General features: G+C 41.3%; 18 protein-coding genes. 9 read left to right on the top strand and 9 right to left on the bottom strand.

Features of this window, described 5'->3' with window-relative positions; all coding sequences use genetic code 11:
• The first annotated feature begins 360 nt into the window (after positions 1–360).
• Both F3I09_RS32390 and F3I09_RS32385 read left to right on the top strand, forming a co-directional pair.
• A complete protein-coding gene (locus tag F3I09_RS32390; protein WP_149699204.1) occupies positions 361–1,308 on the top strand; it encodes a hypothetical protein in 948 nt (315 codons plus the stop codon).
• A 73-nt stretch (positions 1,309–1,381) separates the two neighbouring features.
• Positions 1,382–1,930: a hypothetical protein gene (locus tag F3I09_RS32385; protein WP_149699203.1), complete on the top strand. Its 549-nt coding sequence runs from the start codon at positions 1,382–1,384 to the stop codon at positions 1,928–1,930.
• On the opposite strand, the gene F3I09_RS32380 is transcribed toward F3I09_RS32385, so the two are convergent.
• The 7 genes from F3I09_RS32380 to F3I09_RS32350 form a co-directional block, all read right to left on the bottom strand.
• A complete protein-coding gene (locus F3I09_RS32380; RefSeq protein ID WP_149699202.1) occupies positions 1,931–2,581 on the bottom strand; it encodes a zeta toxin family protein in 651 nt (216 codons plus the stop codon).
• Entirely contained in the window at positions 2,565–2,828 is a 264-nt protein-coding gene (locus tag F3I09_RS32375) for a hypothetical protein (RefSeq protein ID WP_149699201.1), read from the bottom strand. Before F3I09_RS32375 ends, F3I09_RS32380 begins: the two co-directional genes overlap by 17 nt.
• Before the next feature lie 58 nt (positions 2,829–2,886).
• Positions 2,887–3,945 (bottom strand): hypothetical protein, encoded by a 1,059-nt coding sequence (locus tag F3I09_RS32370; protein WP_149699200.1) that lies wholly within the window; start codon positions 3,943–3,945, stop codon positions 2,887–2,889.
• A gap of 110 nt (positions 3,946–4,055) precedes the next feature.
• Positions 4,056–4,319, bottom strand: coding sequence for a hypothetical protein (locus tag F3I09_RS32365; protein WP_149699199.1), 264 nt, complete (start codon positions 4,317–4,319; stop codon positions 4,056–4,058).
• A gap of 247 nt (positions 4,320–4,566) precedes the next feature.
• Positions 4,567–5,019: a MauE/DoxX family redox-associated membrane protein gene (locus tag F3I09_RS32360; protein WP_149699198.1), complete on the bottom strand. Its 453-nt coding sequence runs from the start codon at positions 5,017–5,019 to the stop codon at positions 4,567–4,569.
• 14 nt (positions 5,020–5,033) lie between these two features.
• Entirely contained in the window at positions 5,034–5,672 is a 639-nt protein-coding gene (locus F3I09_RS32355; protein WP_149699197.1) for a DUF6266 family protein, read from the bottom strand.
• A 69-nt stretch (positions 5,673–5,741) separates the two neighbouring features.
• A complete protein-coding gene (locus F3I09_RS32350; protein WP_149699196.1) occupies positions 5,742–6,386 on the bottom strand; it encodes a DUF6266 family protein in 645 nt (214 codons plus the stop codon).
• A 283-nt stretch (positions 6,387–6,669) separates the two neighbouring features.
• Between F3I09_RS32350 and F3I09_RS32345 the strand changes: the two genes are divergently transcribed.
• The 7 genes from F3I09_RS32345 (at position 6,670) to F3I09_RS34260 (ending at position 12,000) form a co-directional block, all read left to right on the top strand.
• Entirely contained in the window at positions 6,670–8,031 is a 1,362-nt protein-coding gene (locus tag F3I09_RS32345; protein WP_149699195.1) for a hypothetical protein, read from the top strand.
• Positions 8,032–8,359: 328 nt separating this feature from the next.
• A complete protein-coding gene (locus tag F3I09_RS32340; protein WP_149699194.1) occupies positions 8,360–8,653 on the top strand; it encodes a type II toxin-antitoxin system HigB family toxin in 294 nt (97 codons plus the stop codon).
• A 35-nt stretch (positions 8,654–8,688) separates the two neighbouring features.
• The gene (locus tag F3I09_RS32335) at positions 8,689–9,078 is read left to right on the top strand and encodes a type II toxin-antitoxin system HigA family antitoxin (RefSeq protein ID WP_149699193.1); all 390 of its coding nucleotides are present in this window, start codon (positions 8,689–8,691) and stop codon (positions 9,076–9,078) included.
• 53 nt (positions 9,079–9,131) lie between these two features.
• Positions 9,132–9,920 (top strand): hypothetical protein, encoded by a 789-nt coding sequence (locus tag F3I09_RS32330; protein ID WP_149699192.1) that lies wholly within the window; start codon positions 9,132–9,134, stop codon positions 9,918–9,920.
• Between the two features lie 43 nt (positions 9,921–9,963).
• Complete coding sequence (locus F3I09_RS32325) at positions 9,964–10,626, top strand: hypothetical protein (RefSeq protein WP_149699191.1); 663 nt, start codon at positions 9,964–9,966, stop codon at positions 10,624–10,626.
• 199 nt (positions 10,627–10,825) lie between these two features.
• A complete protein-coding gene (locus F3I09_RS32320) occupies positions 10,826–11,653 on the top strand; it encodes a hypothetical protein (RefSeq protein WP_149699190.1) in 828 nt (275 codons plus the stop codon).
• Positions 11,654–11,829: 176 nt separating this feature from the next.
• On the top strand, positions 11,830–12,000 hold the full coding sequence (locus F3I09_RS34260) for a hypothetical protein (RefSeq protein ID WP_188134048.1): 171 nt from the start codon (positions 11,830–11,832) through the stop codon (positions 11,998–12,000).
• Positions 12,001–12,158: 158 nt separating this feature from the next.
• Here the strand turns inward: F3I09_RS34260 and F3I09_RS32315 are convergent, their stop codons facing one another.
• Complete coding sequence (locus F3I09_RS32315; protein WP_149699189.1) at positions 12,159–12,725, bottom strand: SMI1/KNR4 family protein; 567 nt, start codon at positions 12,723–12,725, stop codon at positions 12,159–12,161.
• A 17-nt stretch (positions 12,726–12,742) separates the two neighbouring features.
• Positions 12,743–16,927 carry a DUF6443 domain-containing protein gene (locus F3I09_RS32310; RefSeq protein ID WP_149699188.1) on the bottom strand — a complete coding sequence of 1,395 codons (4,185 nt, stop codon included), beginning with the start codon at positions 16,925–16,927 and terminating at the stop codon, positions 12,743–12,745.
• Between the last annotated feature and the right edge of the window lie 14 nt (positions 16,928–16,941).

Genomic DNA, 16,941 nt, shown 5'->3' with positions numbered 1-16,941 from the left:
GCAGTGGGTTGCGGATACGCAACTGTGCTGTAATGGGTTAATGACCAGTTCTGTTTAAATTCTAATTGTCCCTGCTATAAATAAGCAATGCGTGCTAACAAACAGCTTCTGTACTAATTTACTTCATCCGGCTAGAATAGACAAATTATTAACAAAATAGGGGATTTTTCCGGGAGTGAGGAGGGGAAAAGGCACCTTTAAAATTGTTGAGAAGTAGAAATCTTGCATTTTTTTCCGTTCATTTTTCTTCTCGCATAGGCAAAAAAAACAGCTACTCATTATATTACGTTTCGTTCCTCAGCGCAACCATTCCTTTAATGGCCTAAATCAAAAAATTCAATCGCTCAAACTCAATACGCAATGTCTCAAAAAGAAACTTCTAAACAAATAAAACTCATATTTACAGGGGTTTTAGGGCTTCTGGTTTTACTTACAATAGCCTATATTATTAGAGGGTTAGCCGAGAATACTGATGGAAGAAATTTGCGTATGTTTCTGGCAACAGTCGTTGTCTTACCATCATTTTTTATACTTGTAGCAAGCTTTATATTGGGGTATTTGGACAATGATGCCTTAATTTTTAAGTTTCGAAAAGAAAAGAACAAGGATCAGCACTCTAATATGCAGTTAGCAACTATTGGAGATATACTTTGCGATCTGCTAAAAAAGAAATTGGCGGACAACCTCGATGCAGTAGATGACGAAACGTATGGAAAGTATCCGACAAAAGAACATATCGAATGCCTAGAAAATGGCTTTGTCGAACAGCTAATTCATGACGAAAAGTATGCTGGGACCGTCAGACATTTAATTGAGCTACAACAAGAATTGAAGGGGCAAATATCCCGTCTGATAAAGAACTCAAATTTGAATCTTGTCATTGGTATTGTGACGACAGTTATGGCGATTTTAGTGCTCGGACTGTCAATTTATTATCAGCAAAAAATGATTACGACCATTGATCTCCTACAGTATTTCATACCTCGGGTTTCTACCGTCATATTTATTGAGGTCTTTTCCTTCTTTTTCCTACGACTTTACAAAAATAATCTAAGTGAGATCAAGTACTTTCAAAATGAGATCACCAATTTGAATTTTAAACTTTGTGCTTTAAAATCTGCAATACAACTAGGAGATAACGAAACTACGGCCAGTATCATTCTGCAATTCGCAGCAACTGAAAGGAACTTTATTCTGCAGAAAGGTCAGAGCACAGAAAAACTGGAACTACTGAAAATTGAACAGAAAGACAATAAGAATATTGCAGATTCAATTGTAAATGTAGTTAAAACAGTAAAGGAGAATTAGCAAAACCAATGGCTCAATTCTATAAAGGCAATGTAAGAAAATCCAGATTCACTACATTAATAAGTTATCCATCATGCCCATTAATAGGGAAACATTAGTAACACTATTTGAAGCTAGTTTAACAGCTTTCCTTTCAGAGGAAGCTGAAAGTATTCAAAATAACCTGGGAGAAACACATTTGACAGGGTGCTTAGTCATGCGTATACGCGATTTGCGTGGCCAGTTTGAGTTGAATGAGTACTTTGCAGACCCTGAATACAACAGAAAGCAAGAAGGAAGGATAAAAACTATGATGGGCAACAATCATCAAATTATACCGATAAGACCAGATTTGATTTTGCATAGCAGGGGTAAATTTATCCAAGATGACAACCTCATTGTCATTGAAATGAAAAAATCCAACCGTCCTCGTGACGAAAAAGACAAGGACCGCCTTCGGTTACAGATCCTTACACAACAAACCTATGATGACATCTGGATAATTGGAAACGATTCCCACCCTGAGCATGTATGCGGATATAAGCTTGGTGTATATATTGAATTAATTAACGGAACGAGAAGTTGTATTATTGAGTACTACGCAGATGGAGCTTTGTATAACAGGATGATAAAAGAATACTAATCAACTGTCAATTGCTAAAACTATATCATACAGCTTTGGCATCCCATTCTTAAACCATTCAGGTATTTCATCTGCAGGCAGGGAGAACATAGGCCTTCCATGTTCCAGTTTGGCAACCTGCAGTATCTGGTCTGAAGAAGTATCCAGTATTTCTACAGAATTAAACATCTGGTAATTTTTCTCCAGCATTTCCATATTACCGTAAAAATTGTTTTGGATAGCTAACGGCGTGACATGGAAGCCGCCTTCCTTAACCCGTTCATCAACTCTTTTTATGGATTTGGTTACCGTATTCAAACCACAGAAAATCAAGTGGATCTCGAAACCTTCGGCTTTAAACCTTTGCGGTATTTTCCAGGCACCTGCACCAGTAAAATGCCCTTCATAGGCGAAATGAATCCTTTGCGTGACGCTATGATCAACCATTCTTAAAAACTCTTGTTCGAGTGCTTCTTCAGCCTGTTTTCGAGCCTCTTTAGACGATCCATGTATCTTATAAAACTCAATACTCTTACGGGTGTAAAAGAGATCCCCATCAAACACATCGAGATAACTAAACTCCGGAGGTAATAAATACTGCCTGTATGTAGATTTGCCAGCACCGTTACTTCCGGTAACGATAAATAGTTTCGGTTTAATGGAAAACGGCATGCCTTGCTCTAACGCTGTCAGCTTCGTCTTCGCTCAAAACCCTTATAACTTCGCGGGGATTGTAGATGTTAGTAATATCAACCTCCTCTATCTGGATGCGGCCATCCGGATATTCATAATAGGAATGTACCTCTGGCAATTCGTCGTCAAATATCAGAAAGCAGTGACCATTATTGAGCTTCTTAATCCTCAACTCTTTAATGATCTGAGCGGTTATCGCTATACGTGGGTCTTGGGGCTTAATCATAGGTACATACTACTTAGTAACAACAGATATTACAAACATAATTATAATAAACGTGAAATTAAAGAGGGAGTCTGTCAAATTTCAACTGGTAAGTAACCAGATGCCTTTCATACAAAGCGATCAGCAAATCATGTTTGACGGCAAAGTCTGTCAACGTTTCGCCATTATACTTTGGTAAGTAAATGCTATGACTATACTTGCCGTTGCTCAGTACATATACATCTATCACCACGTGCCTGTTAAATACCCGAAGGTCTTCGTTATCCGCAGCCAGTGCTGTTTCTATATAAATAAAGTTCCCATTACTGTAACTGCTCTTATTTACACGCAGTGCAGGCTTGGACATGGTGCGGATCTGCTTACCACCCGATTGATATTCTCCAACTTCTATTTTAGCGACTGTATTGGTATCGATAGTTTTTCCTTTGTACAGCAGGTTCATATTGGTATCCAATACCAGGAACTGGTTGCGGTAGTAGTAAGTAAAAAGGATGGCTCCTTGTTCCCTATTGAAGCTCATGAACCCATCAATGGTAAAATTGCTGTTTTGCTGGATCTCATGTTTGTAAACCTTCTCGCTATTTATCGCAGCGTTTAAGCTGATTTTTTGGAGTGCTTTCTGGCTCAATACTGGGTTGTGTCCGTTTATGATTAAGCTGTTTGACGATAATACCTCCATCAAATCCAAATGTAAGCCGGTTAAATTGTAATATTCTTCCTTATCCCTTTTAAAGGGCAATTCTGCCGATACGAACGAGGGCGTTTTATATTCTGACAGATAAACGGCCGGGCTATCCACCTGTATTCTGGCCAGCTTCCAGCTTATACTATTGCCAAAAGTAAAAGGGATGATTTCACGTTTGGTGTACTTCAGGTTGTAATCGCAACTCAGCAAAACACGCGGCGCAGTGGTGTTTCCAAGATATATACGACCATTGCTTAGCCCACCAATGTAATACGAATTGTATTTCAAATTCAGTACTTCCACCTGTTTTACTGTATCAACCCTGCCACGGCTAAAACCGTTCTTTGCAGGTGGCTCCTGTAAAAAATAGAGGGTGGCTACTGTGCTGATGCTTAAGACGAAAACGATTAATATTTTATATGCTATTTTCATGGTGGTCTTTTTAATCCGGGGTCCTGATCTGCATCAGGATGACGTGGTGTTTTATAGCCATGTGGCTAATAAAAGCAGGGGGCTCCCTAAAAGAAGCCCCTTAAAATTGATTAATTTGGCAGCCTGCCCAATGGGATAGCTACGGTCTGGGCTACATTACATCCCGGTTGATAGTAAAGAGTTGTTCCAGAATAAAACTCTGAGCACAAAGCGCCAGTGCCCTCATCCGAGCAAACTATTGGCACATCACACTCACCGTGTTTGTAATAGGTGTACTCATTTACACCTTTTTGTGTAACCGGTTTGCCTTTTAAGGCAAAAGCTCCACCAGCTAGAGCTACAAAAGCTATAGCAGTAAAAATTACCTTTTTCATGTTTTTGTTATTTGTTTGATGCTTACTCTCTTTTCTGCAGGGTTTTCAGCGATATCCCTGATTCATTGCGCAATTGAATGTTTTTGAAGGCTATGCCGTTATGTCGTCCCAGAGTACGTCATTGCGAGGCCCGGCCATTTGAGCGAGCCGAAGCAACCTCGTTCCGGTCCTCGGGGGCCGACAACATACCTGTTAATTACCCTGAGTATTATCTGCGGCACCCTGCCGCTTGGGCGGTTGCTTCGGGTCATTCGTTCCCTCCCTCGCAATGACGTAAGGAGGCCTGCAACCAGATTCCAATTACCCCCAACACTACGAATGAAATGTTAAAGATGAAATGTACGCTCCATCCCATCGCCTCAATGAGACCGCCACAAGCACAAGGTTTGTCATCGTTAAACTGAAGTATTATAAATATGTAAGTGGTAAACATCGTCATCAGGCTAAAAAACGCATACAAGCCCAAGGCACGAAACCTATTAAACTGTACCATTACCGCTATCACAATCTCCAAAACCGGCACTAACCAGGCTAATACACCCGCATAAGGTGTTAACATGGTGCTTTGCCCAATCGTTACCTTAAACTTATCAAACGCTAATAGTTTAGAAATTGCTGCGTATACAAACAGCCCAAAACACACCCAGCAAATAATTTCCACGATCAATTTTCTATTACGCTGTTTAGCTAGTATGCTCATATACGATAGAGTAGTTAATCAATAATTTCGCCCAGATAAATGCTATCTGTACATTCAGCGCCGCTTTCCACTCTAAACACAAGGTAGCAGTGCACCGGCATACCTTGCCAGCTGCCGGGTAGGGGTAAGGTCTCCTCTCCCTCTCTTCGTTTCGCCCCGCATAAGTTGTATGCCGCCTGTTTGAGCTCTGGCACATATGCCAGTAGCATTACATGATCTGTGCTGCGTGGATAAACGGTTGCCGGTACCCAGGTGAAGGATAAAGTATTGCCCTGTAGGGATACGGAAGGGGCAAGCCCCTCCGTATCTATTGTTCCTATTGCCAACTTTAGCTGGCTATAGGCTATTTCATAGTTAGGGTAAATACCGGTAATGGCGTGTTGCATGTTGTAGGCCACGGCGGCATTGTAGGCATTGTACGTTTGGATCTTTACTGCTTCGGCATAACCCAGCTCAATAAACGCCTTGCAATGTGATAATGCTGAGTTTATAAGCCTCATCTTTTCCCGGCATGCCAGCTGCTTTTCGGTTGGCGGCTTGGCAGGTTTAACACGTTTGGACCGGAGGATAAACTGCCCATTCAGTTCATATCCCTCTACAGTACCGAGAGTGCCGGAAATGGGACCGAAAAGCCCCTTTTTTAATCTGGCCATTGTAATAATTTTTTAATGTAAATACCTAATTTGAAGAGGGGTGCCCAAACGGAACACCCCGTTTATTCATTACAGTACCGTAAACTCGCCAACATAAGTGCTGTCCGAAACCTCTTTGCCGTCAAAGCTCACAAAGGCCATCCAGCAGTGTACGTCATCACCCGAAAAATCGGGTGGCACTTGCAGTACAAATGCCGCTGCTGATCTGGCAACAGCACCAGCCAGGGTAACAAACTTGTCCTTTTCCAGGTTGTATACCATAAAAGTTGCCAGGTCTGTTCCGCCGGTACTGCCCAGTGTTGCATCGTTTAACCAGCTAAAATTTAGCCTGGCGGCGGTAGTGATCTGTACCTGAGCGCCGGCAGCGGGTAAAAGGTTACCCTGACTAAATACTACCTTTTCGTAATCTATGGCATAGTTTAGACTGCTGGTTCCCGTTACCGCGTTTTTAAGGTGGTAGGCTGTAGCAGCATTCATGGGGGTTATGCCATTATTAAATTGCTGATACCCCTTGTTGATCAGCAATTTAATGCGCCTCAGAAAGCCGGTTACCAATGCCAGTTTAAACTGGGTGTTCAGTTGCGCCTGGGTTGCCGGTCTATTACTTTTAGTAGGGCGGCTGCGCATTACGGCTATACCATTCCAAACAGCACCAACAACGGTGCCGACAAGGCCGGAAAACGGGCCTAAAATGCCTTTAAAATACTTTCCCATAAAATGAAGTTTAAAATGTGAAGGGCTGTAAGCCATAGGTTGACCGTAGGTTGGTCGTAGGTTGATCGTTTGCAACCGATCAATGGGCGATCAAAGGATGATCAATGGATCTTTAATGTCCAGGCGATAGGGATATAATTTACCGGATGCTTTTGTCCGGATTCTGAAGTAAAGTTAAGCGGCGGCCACTGATGTGTGTTATCACGCGTAATAATATTCCGGATGTCCAAAATAAGGGGCCGGATATCCAAAATAAGTTAAATTGTGAAATTAAAAGCTATTTATGCCTAAACGTGAAATTAATGGAGCCGAATACAATGACACTGTGGTTGAGGAATGGATAGAGTATTTAGAAATACACAAATTCCCTGACCAAGATTTCACAGAGATCAATTCGGAAGGTGTTTATCACATAGGAAAATTGTTCGTAAGTAACCTTACCTCATCACCTATTCTTAGAATCTCATTTAAGAATTGCATATTCTCGGATGATGTAATATTCTCCGCTATTGAGTATGAGACAATTGATTTTACAGATTGTATCTTTGAAAAAAAAGTACTTTTCAAAGGGGGGGACTTTAAGAAAAATATTGCCTTTAAAGGCGGATCTGTAAAGGAACGGATGGAAATCAGCGGTGGCATCTTTAGTGGGTTACTGCTGTCCTTGAACTGTGAGGAACTCCATATCGCGAATGCGAAATTCAATGATCTTGCAATCAGAAATATTGAGGAAAAAACAATTGTTACAATCCAGAAACTATTGATAAAATTCAACGGTATATTTGGCAACATTTCGTTAAACGGAATAAAGTTAGTAGAAGCTGAGCTAACAGGTACTATCCATAAAGATGTCGAGTTTACGCTAATGGATAGCCATTTTACCAATTTGAAACTCAATAAATTATTTAATAACGGAAAGTTAAGGTTATTCGATTTATCTCCATTCAGCGAGAACGAACAAAAGACCTCCTTATTCATAAACAACTCTAATCTTGCCAAAACTGAATTTTTTAGCATTGACATTGCCAAGATTGGAAGTTTCGGAATTACAAACAGCTTCTTGATCGAATGTACATTCGTTAATCTTGGCTGGCCGGCAAAGTTCTTTGGAGCATTGCCCGAATTAAACAACGAACAACTCTTAGATCGCAGAGAAATGTTTCGCCAACTAAAGTATTCTTATGCAAAGCAGGGCGATACCATAACAGAACATAAATTTCATGGTTTTGAAATGAATGCACAAATGCATTATTTGCGAAAAAAGAGATGGAACCAGCCTGGACGAAATATTTTCAAGAAGTGGTCTATGCATCGGCAAACATCATTGGTCCTGTGGGTTAGCAGGTTGACCAGTAACTACGGGCAGAGCTTTCTTGCTCCATTGATAACACTTGCTTTATTGGGCATCTTGTCTTTCTCTGGTATGGTTTACTGGGGGTATATAAAGGAATTGGCTCCCGATTTTAATCTCAGTTGGGACAGAATCCTAATTACCATCGCTCATTTTCTGTATTTTATCAATCCAATCAAGAGACTGGATGCCCAGTCGATTAACGGCGGATTAATTATTGATTTAGGCATGCGCATCATCACATCATACTGTATTTATAATTTTATCAGAGCCACCAGACGCTTTGTTAAGTAACACCCTTGCTTTCCATAACTTTATAGCACCCAGCCTGATATATATTTATTATGACTAAAGTAATACTCGATAGCCCTATTGTGCTGCAGTATCCAGGGATTCTTACCTTGATTATGTCCTGATCAACGTCCTTCTTATTACAATAAAAATATTTGCGCCAAAAAAGTTGTCAAAATGACTACTTTTTATATCTTTGTAGTGCCAGCAGGTTTTATGACGATAGAGCCTTAGACTGGGTTTATGACAATTTATTTGTAAACAACTTATCACGGTGTTAAAAAAATAAAAATGAGCGACCAACCAATCATTAAAAACTACAAACTAACAGATGGAGATTATTTATCTGAAGAAAGTGGAGGCCTTTGCCAAAGAGCATGCAAATGCAGCAAAACAGTTGAGAGCCTGGATACTGACTGTAGAAAAGGCTAAATGGACAAAGAGCTTAGATTTGCTCCATGACTTTCCATCTGCAAATATCATCCAGCCCGATAGGGCCAGATTTAAGATTTGCGGAAAAAAGTTCAGAATGATCGTCGAAGTAGATTACATCGACGAAATTGTTGAAATCAGATTTATAGGTACTCATACTGAATACAACCGCACAGATGCGGCAACTATTTAGCAAGTTATATCTAGAAATCGTATGTATTAGATAAAATGAGTGATAACCAAAAATGGTATCTGCTTATAAACGGTGCGGAATACGACCAAGCGGCCAAGAGGTACGAGGAGGTCAAGCGTGCGCCAAAAGGCACCCTTGAGCATAGGGAAAAACTGCTTTTGGCGCACCTTATTTCGTATTATGAGAATAAGACTATAAGTTTACCCGAATTGGATCCTATCGAATTGATTAAGATTCGGATGGATGAGATGGGTATGAAGCCTGCCGACCTAGCCAAACTTTACGGAAACAAGGGAAATATCAGTAAAGTGCTGAATTATCATCGTAGCCTGTCTATTGACATGATCAGACTTTTTAGTGAGAAACTTCGCATACCTGCAGAACTTCTCATTAAAGACTATCCTTTAAAATCAGAAACAGAGTAACCCGCCAATAGCTTTGCCGACAATCGCCATTTAATCCAGACAAAAATTTATTGATGAAAACGTTTATCCTTGTACTTGGCATTATAGCCGTATTGCTGGCGATAGCTACTGCCTACTACACGTTTAAAAACAAAGCAACCCTTGTTTATGTAACTGCGGTACTGGCTGCTGTTGTCAGTTTGATTACCTTGGTTGCTACTCAGATAAAACAGAACCAGGACGACCAGGAAATTGAGCGAGTAAATGAACTACTCACAGGCTTTGCCAGTGGAGGGGACGGTAATAAACCTTTTATGAAAGTCTTCCTGTATAAAGGAGAGGATGGCTTTTTCACTTCCTCATTTTCCATTATGAACTTAGGCAAGTACCCGCTGTCAAACATTTATTATGAAATAACGGATACCTATTCCGGCACTTGCCAATTTCTTAAGGAAAACCATCTGCACAGCATTAAAAGGATGTCTGCCGATCAGGTTATGGAATTGAACCAGTATAATAACCATCATGTGGAATTGAGGGAGATTAAAGGAGATCTGACCAACTTACCTAAAAATGTCGTTAGATCAGTATATCAGGGAAAGGTTGAAGCCAGTATGCCGCTTGTAACTTATCAGGTAAAAATGTTCTGGAACAACCAGGTATACTTTATTGATTATGAGCTGGAAAGAAAGACAGTTGATGATGATTTTAAAGTTACTGCTTTGCGCATTAAGGATGAAAACTTCAAGCCTGTTTCCAACCTGAAAACATTCTTTCCGCTGATTCCAGCTGAACTATGGGGCGATTTCCCTACCACCTTGGATACTACTTCGGGTGGTGTTAAACAGCGTCAGGCATTCTGAGTAGATGCTTAGGAACCGCACTCCACATCTATAATTTAGCTCGATGTATAATATCCATTTGATTTTTACCAGACATTTCGAAGGTGGCAATTGCAATTCTGAGGAATTATATAAAATTATTAAATCAGTAAACCCTGAAGTAATATTTGAAGAACTCTCCATTTCGAATTTCCATAAATCATATCAGGAAGGGGAACTGTTCACCCTGGAAACAAATGCCATCAAAATGTACCTGCTGGGACATTCCACAGACCATGTACCGGTAGATACTTTTGAACTGCCAAAGTCATACGAAGACAACCTTAATCGCATGCTTGACAGGATAACTAGCGATATCAGACTAGCCGAAAGCAGAAACCTTAGAAACTTGATAAACCAGCTTATAGCATATGCCAACCAACACGGATTTTCATTTCTAAACAGCAAATACAATGATGAAGTAATGGAGAAATACAACATTCTAAAAGAGGCTATACTAAATCAGCTCAATGAAGATCGTTTGTTTCAAATTCATAAATTAGAAAAGGAAACAATAGAAAATCGCGAAGAAGAAATGCTCAGGAACATTTATCAGTACAGTAGAGAACACCACTATCATCAAGGACTCTTCTTTATAGGTGCTGGTCACAGGAAATCAATGCTTCAAAAAATCAAAAAATACAATGAAGTTGAAAACCCGAAGTTGAATTGGATTTTTAACGATTAACGCAAAAAGACACTCCCTTAATCATGCTTATTGTTTTACGCTCGTTCAATACCGGTAGCGAATTTCCAAAACACTGTTTATCGTTTCAATTATTTGAAAATTTTCACGATTATCTGTAAAATTTATTTATTGTCATTAAAGTGAAATTATTCTTGCGTGATAAAAATATTATGTGCTCTTTTGGGACTTACTAAAGAGGATGGAAAGTAAGGATAGCAATAAGATTCAGGGAAATAAGTTTGATAAGATATTTCGCGAGAATATGCAGGTCAGTTTGCCTACTATTATGAAAAACACCGTAGGCATAGAAATTGGCATCGGACACGACTTGCCGTCTGATCTTCAGTATACGAAGGAACGTAAGCCAGATTTATTGAGGCATATAAAGCCAGGAAACAAAAAAGGGTATTTGCTACACATAGAGTATCAGACCACTAACGACAGATTGATGGTATGCCGAATGGCAGAATATAACGTTATGCTTAGACGCACCTATAAAATTCAGTCAAAGCAGTCCATCAGGCAGTATGTTCTGTTTTTCGGCAAACGTAAAGCGAAGATGCAGGTAGCGATTAATTCCGAGGAATTACAATATCATTATAAGCTGATTCAAATATCTGAAATAGATTATGAGCTCTTCCTTAACTCTGAAAACCCGGAAGATCAGATACTGGCGATCCTCGGTGATCTGAAAGGAAATGACCCCAAACATGTACTCGCCGAAATCATGTTAAAGTTACATTCCGTAGCCAGGGGACAACTTGCCAACAATAAATATGCAAATCAATTGCAAGTGCTTTCGCAATTGCGTAATTTCGAAAAGGATTTTAAATTAATAACAAGTATGGGACCGATATCAAGTTTTTTCAAGATCGAGAAAGATCCGTTTTATAAAGAAGGTGTTGAAAAAGGTGAACTAAAAAAGGCAATAGAGTTTGCCAGAAAACTTTTAACCAGAAAATACCCTTTGAATGAAATAGCTGAGCTTACTGAGCTTCCTATCCGGGAAATAGAACAGTTACAATAGTGCTTACAGTAAAATTAACCCGGAAACAAATTGAAAATGACCCTTGGTATGTGGATGGCAAACATAGTAAGGCTATTGAGTTTGCGAAGAAACTACTAAGGAAGAAATTTTCTATTGAGGAAATCGCCGATCTCACGGAACTTTCAGTAGATGATGTGGTTAAGTTAAAGAAGTAGATGGGGCCTATATCAAGTTTTTTTAAGAAAGAAAAAGATCCTTTTTTTAAAGAAGGTAAAGTAGAAGGTAAAGTAGAAACGGCTATAGCCATGAAAAAGCACGGCTATAAAATAGAGGACATTGTCAAAGTTGGCAAACTTTCTGTTGAACAGATTATACAAGCGAAATAGTTGATATTGCTGGGTAAGTATTTAAGGCATCCTTTGGGAGAAAAGAATTAACTGCATTTAAGAACCGGTCGTAGTTCTAGATGGATTTGAATACAATCATATAACCCGCACTACTGTGCGGGTTATATGATTGTGTTCAAATCGTTCGATCTGCAATGTTATACTTCCGGGATCATATACTTAGTCAGGATGGTATCTGCTAGCTCAGCGCGTTCTTCAAAAACACCGCCTTCGAATAAATAAGCTCCGGCCTCAAAACACTCCAGCACACATTGAAGGTAAGTATGCAGTGAATTAAACCTAAGATCAAGTTCGGTTCCATACAAGGCCGGTGAGTACCAATATACATAGCCATAGAACTCATCATCCTCATTGCAGTTAATCAGGATATAATCTCCTCCGCCACTAGTTAAAATTGGAAAATATATATCAGAAAAATACTTCTTTGTTGTTGAAAATTTATAAACACCAAGAAGGCCGTCAAACGATTCCAGAATACCCCAGGGAAAGAGACGGCATTGTCCTATAGTCAAATTATCAGAATCTTTGATCCCATTCTTCCATTCAAAAAGCTCATAAACCTCTGGCGGAAAACTGAGGTTTAAAGCCTTTTTTTTCTCATCTATTTCAGCTCTGGAAATTCCGTCCAGTAAGAGCGGATAGACAATTGATTGCTGATCACTAAAAAATTGTTCGAGTTTTTTTAAGACTGGAGTAACGCTCATGTGGATGTTTTTTTTGTTTAAATGATTTCTGGTTTAAAGAGACTCGGCTCGGGTGTAATAATAGGTGATATTATCGGAGGTGCAAAACGCTGTAAAGTATTTATCAATATTTTCAACAACGGAAATACCACATCCTTCACCTTGGTCTCGGCTGCGGGGTCACTTCCGTTACCAATTGGTATCACGAAAATCAGATCACCCTTTTTTAGCTTATTTCTTGTAACCAACCCGCCCAGTTCCCCTGCCTGTGTTTGTTGTTGATCAACAGGAACAGACATGACTTCAGCACCGGCACCACCTTCCTCAGTCATGGCATATGGATACTCGTCATAAGAGAAGTTTGGGATCGGCGGTGATTTTTTATATTCACCTAATGCAATGTTCCTTACCCTTTCCTTCTCTAGTCTGGTGCGTCCTGCATAGGTGAGTAATATTGGATGGCCTTTAGTCATGGCGTTTATTGTATTTTGGTAAATATCCTTGGTTTTTGATTGGTAAACATAATGGATTGCCACTTTGTTGCCTGATGCAAGTGCTTTCCTGAGTTTTTTGTAAAAGGCTATGGCGTCAATACCTGTAAACTTCACACCGCCATTAATGGGCTTGGCATCTCTACCATCGGGATCTGTGAATGAGACCGGATTGTCAAAAGTAAAGCTATAGGGTGATATCCAGGCGTACTTAAACCCATGCGGATCCGGCGAGTGAAACCGGCCTATTTGCGGGTCATACAGCCGGGCTCCGAAATCATACAAATTAGCACTCCACCCATCACCAAACTCGCCGGTTTCAAACTTCTTACCATGAAATAGGTAATTATTTGAAATATAACTCTTTTTTAAAGCTTTGGCACTTATGCCCGCCATTTCAAGGCCAAATGGGTAGTAATGGTGCTCTTCCAGCAATGGCCCTGCATTGTGGGTTACAATCAGGTTATCAAAGTAAACATCAACGGCACTTTCATTGCTCTCATATACATACAGGAAACCGGTTTTCTTAACAACCATTTTATTCACCACCAGGTTAATGAGCTGCCCTGTGCTTCCCTGTACCTGCCGTACGCCCGAGTTTTCGTTTACCAGGTTAAACTGATCGTCAAATAGCACAAAGTTGAGGTAGGCCTTGGGCTGGGTCGCCTGGTTTTGGTTCGGGTCAAGGTTTTTTACGCTGGAGTATATGCTGCCATCAAACCCCGCCAGCGGGCTGTTGCTGCCCGTTGCCTGATGTATGCCCTCGGCTAAACTTACTCCGCTCATGGCATTCAAAAAGGAACTGACCATATCCTGCGCCGTATTTACAGCGCTGTTTGCCGAAGCACTTTGGTAAAAGGCTTTTGAGGTTATAGTTATGGAATCGCCAGCCATTACCCTTAACACCAGCGAAGGCCCTGTTTTCTGACCATTTGTGCCGGTTTTGGCTACATAGTCGTTCGGGTTGGTGGTGTTATCTGTGGGATAGGAAACAGGTTTGGCGCTCCGGGTGGCATCAATATTGGCAAACAACGCATTCTCTGCGGCGCTTGCGGCAGTTTCCATTGTGGCAGCATACAGGGCGGTATCAGACCGGGTGCCTAACACCATTTCAATACCACCGGTATGGTTCTTTATAAAATAATCAAAAGCAAATTGCACCGGCTGGCTGCTTTTGTAAATTGCCCTGATTCGGCCCCGCTCATGGGCTATGCTTTGAAGGGTATCGTAACCTGGCTGGTTAGGATCGGCATTTCCATTAAGGTAAATGAAACCGTTGGCATATTGGGTAACTACCGTACGGTAGGTATTGCTGGTATCCGTTACCACTTTGGCCAGCTGTTTCCCATCCCCACCACGCACCAGGTAAACATCGCCATGGCCTTTTACTTTATAATAAACCGGTAAATTGTTGTGGTCATAAATGACGGTATCTATGTCCTTGTTTTTATCTTTAGCCATATTCCCGTTCCGGTCAAACCAGTAGTCCTGGAAAACAGTGTTAAAGATTTCGGTAAAATCGCCCAGTTTGGAACTGGGGTCATTGGCCTTGTCTGTAACATAGTACAGCCTATTGCTATAAGGCACGTAGCCGTATTCCAGGCTGTCAATGGTCTTTTTTACCAAGCCATCCATGCCTCTTTGCTTCATGGACTGGATGTTACCATTGTTGTCGTACGATAAGCCGCTAACCGAAAAATCCATCAGGTTTTGCGTCCAATTGGTGTTGCCGTTATTTTGCTGGGAGTAATAGGCTGCAGTAAGGCGCTGGCAGGGATCGTAACTATAGCCATTGGCCCGTGCAAGCCCGTCACCACGTCCTTTAAACTTGATACCAGCTATGTTTCCGCTGTATTCGCTGCTGTCAAAACCAAGGTCATAACTCAACTCCATGCCAAACCAGTTAGAAGTGCTGCCTACAGTATTCACATAGCCCTTGTTAACGGCACGCAACCACTTACGGATGTTGTAATCGTAGGATAAGGTTTCCAGCTGCGTAGCGGCACCGGGGTTTAACCTTTCGGTTAGCAACTGCCCCAGTTCATTGTAGCTCATTACACTAAGCGTACGTTTCAATGCAGCATTATCATTCAGCGTTACAATCAGCGAATCCAAACGGCCTCCATCATCGTAATGGTACAGGGTATGCAAGGTAGTTTGCGGGGTGATGGTTGATTGCGGATTGTTATGTCTGAGGTAGGTGGCCAATATTTTACCAGAGAAGTCATATACCTTATTTGTAATGTCTTTGCCGCCACCGTAGTTGTCTTCTATCGTCTGGATGTCGCGCTGCCGGTCGTTATAGTATATGGTGGTAGTGAGCCACCGGTTTTTACTGCTGTCCCATACGCGTTTGCCTGTTATTAGTCCTTTTGTTTTGGTGCTGGGTGCAGCTGGCATACCTTCGGCATAGGGGTTGCTGCCTACGCGGGTATTGCTCAAATCTGCAGTTGCGTAAGCTGTAACGCCAGTAAAGTTATAGTTGTCGTAAAAAATGTAATGCTGGGGCACCATTACTTCAGGTGTAAGGAATGGTACGCTTATCGCTGGGTTGGCCACAGATGAGGTATCCATCAATGCCTGCAGGTATTCTCGTGTAGAACCGGTATAGAACAAACTTTCGCCAGTTATGCGGTTCAGCGAATCGTAAAGAATGGCTTTGGCCATGCCCATTGTGGCCAGGTTACCTGTTCTTGTAATCACCAGCCTGTCGCGCCTATCGTACACCATTTCAACCGAATCTGCACCAGGGGACTTTTCTACAATTACCCGTTCGCGGTAGTCGTAACGGTACATATAGCCCAGTTCTGCAATAAGGTAAGGTGTAACGGTCCAATGAGATTTGATGATGTCAATGAGCTTTGGACTTAAAATAAAGGCCAGTTTTCCATTGTTGTTGTAAACCTGGTAGGTACAGTTCCAGCCTACATGGCCGGTACCAGGTGCGTAGGCATTCTGCATTTTTTTCAAAATGCTGCGGCCCATTTTGTCGGTAAACTCAATGCTCTGCATCCCTTCCTCATTAACCCCGGTTTGTTTATATAGCGTACCTGGTGGATAGAAACCGCCAGACGTTGGGGTTCCGGTAATGCCCGATACGGAGTACTGCCGTACTGAATCGGCTACAGTATTAAATTGATAGCGTGTTTCCTGCGGTCTGTTGCCACCTTCCAGCGCCCAGTTGTTGCCTTGTGCAAACACTTTTACCGGCCTCCCGTCCGGTGCCGCTTCGTACTGTATACGGCCGTAATAAATGCTTTCTCCTGCAGCTGCCGGATTGAGTACGGTATCCTTATAAAATGCGCTTTGCCCGTTAAATGGATCGGTTTTAAACTTACCATCGCTGGTATTGCCGGTTTTGGGGGCATATGGCAAATATTTGTAAACCTCCTGCCCGTACTGGTTGTACACATAAGGGCTTACAAAATCCTTCCCTGCAGGTGTAATTGCCTTTTCTACACGCTGTATCAACCGGCCAAGCCCATCGTAATATTCAGTAAGCTGCCGCACCTCTGTGCCGGTCCTGCTTGCAGATTTCAGGTATGCAGTATCATTGCTGGGTACATTGGGTTCCCAGGCGCGGATATAATTAACCCATGTATTGGTATATGCGGCCGGTATGGTTGCAGGTGTTGCCGCTGGCCTGAACTTTTGTTTTGGGATATTCTGTGCTTGTATAACAAGTGCGTACATGGTAAATAACAGCACTTGCAGCATAACTTTCTTTATCATTTGAAAACGATTTG

It is taken from the genome of Chitinophaga sp. CF418, from assembly GCF_900142925.1.
In the GTDB taxonomy this organism is placed as follows: Bacteria; Bacteroidota; Bacteroidia; order Chitinophagales; family Chitinophagaceae; genus Chitinophaga.
Note: the sequence above shows the minus strand (reverse complement) of the source record. Positions and strands in the feature narration are given on the sequence as shown.

Bases quoted from the DNA above. Each gene is read 5' to 3' on its own strand.
- F3I09_RS32350 (WP_149699196.1), bottom strand. From the start codon at position 6,386: ATGGGAAAGTATTTTAAAGGCATTTTAGGCCCGTTTTCCGGCCTTGTC.
- F3I09_RS32385 (WP_149699203.1), top strand. From the start codon at position 1,382: ATGCCCATTAATAGGGAAACATTAGTAACACTATTTGAAGCTAGTTTA.
- F3I09_RS32335 (WP_149699193.1), top strand. From the start codon at position 8,689: ATGAGTGATAACCAAAAATGGTATCTGCTTATAAACGGTGCGGAATAC.
- F3I09_RS32340 (WP_149699194.1), top strand. From the start codon at position 8,360: ATGGAGATTATTTATCTGAAGAAAGTGGAGGCCTTTGCCAAAGAGCAT.
- F3I09_RS32375 (WP_149699201.1), bottom strand. From the start codon at position 2,828: ATGATTAAGCCCCAAGACCCACGTATAGCGATAACCGCTCAGATCATT.
- F3I09_RS32330 (WP_149699192.1), top strand. From the start codon at position 9,132: ATGAAAACGTTTATCCTTGTACTTGGCATTATAGCCGTATTGCTGGCG.
- F3I09_RS32310 (WP_149699188.1), bottom strand. From the start codon at position 16,927: ATGATAAAGAAAGTTATGCTGCAAGTGCTGTTATTTACCATGTACGCA.
- F3I09_RS32355 (WP_149699197.1), bottom strand. From the start codon at position 5,672: ATGGCCAGATTAAAAAAGGGGCTTTTCGGTCCCATTTCCGGCACTCTC.
- F3I09_RS32390 (WP_149699204.1), top strand. From the start codon at position 361: ATGTCTCAAAAAGAAACTTCTAAACAAATAAAACTCATATTTACAGGG.
- F3I09_RS32380 (WP_149699202.1), bottom strand. From the start codon at position 2,581: ATGCCGTTTTCCATTAAACCGAAACTATTTATCGTTACCGGAAGTAAC.
- F3I09_RS32345 (WP_149699195.1), top strand. From the start codon at position 6,670: ATGCCTAAACGTGAAATTAATGGAGCCGAATACAATGACACTGTGGTT.
- F3I09_RS32360 (WP_149699198.1), bottom strand. From the start codon at position 5,019: ATGAGCATACTAGCTAAACAGCGTAATAGAAAATTGATCGTGGAAATT.
- F3I09_RS32370 (WP_149699200.1), bottom strand. From the start codon at position 3,945: ATGAAAATAGCATATAAAATATTAATCGTTTTCGTCTTAAGCATCAGC.
- F3I09_RS32365 (WP_149699199.1), bottom strand. From the start codon at position 4,319: ATGAAAAAGGTAATTTTTACTGCTATAGCTTTTGTAGCTCTAGCTGGT.
- F3I09_RS32325 (WP_149699191.1), top strand. From the start codon at position 9,964: ATGTATAATATCCATTTGATTTTTACCAGACATTTCGAAGGTGGCAAT.
- F3I09_RS32320 (WP_149699190.1), top strand. From the start codon at position 10,826: ATGGAAAGTAAGGATAGCAATAAGATTCAGGGAAATAAGTTTGATAAG.
- F3I09_RS32315 (WP_149699189.1), bottom strand. From the start codon at position 12,725: ATGAGCGTTACTCCAGTCTTAAAAAAACTCGAACAATTTTTTAGTGAT.
- F3I09_RS34260 (WP_188134048.1), top strand. From the start codon at position 11,830: ATGGGGCCTATATCAAGTTTTTTTAAGAAAGAAAAAGATCCTTTTTTT.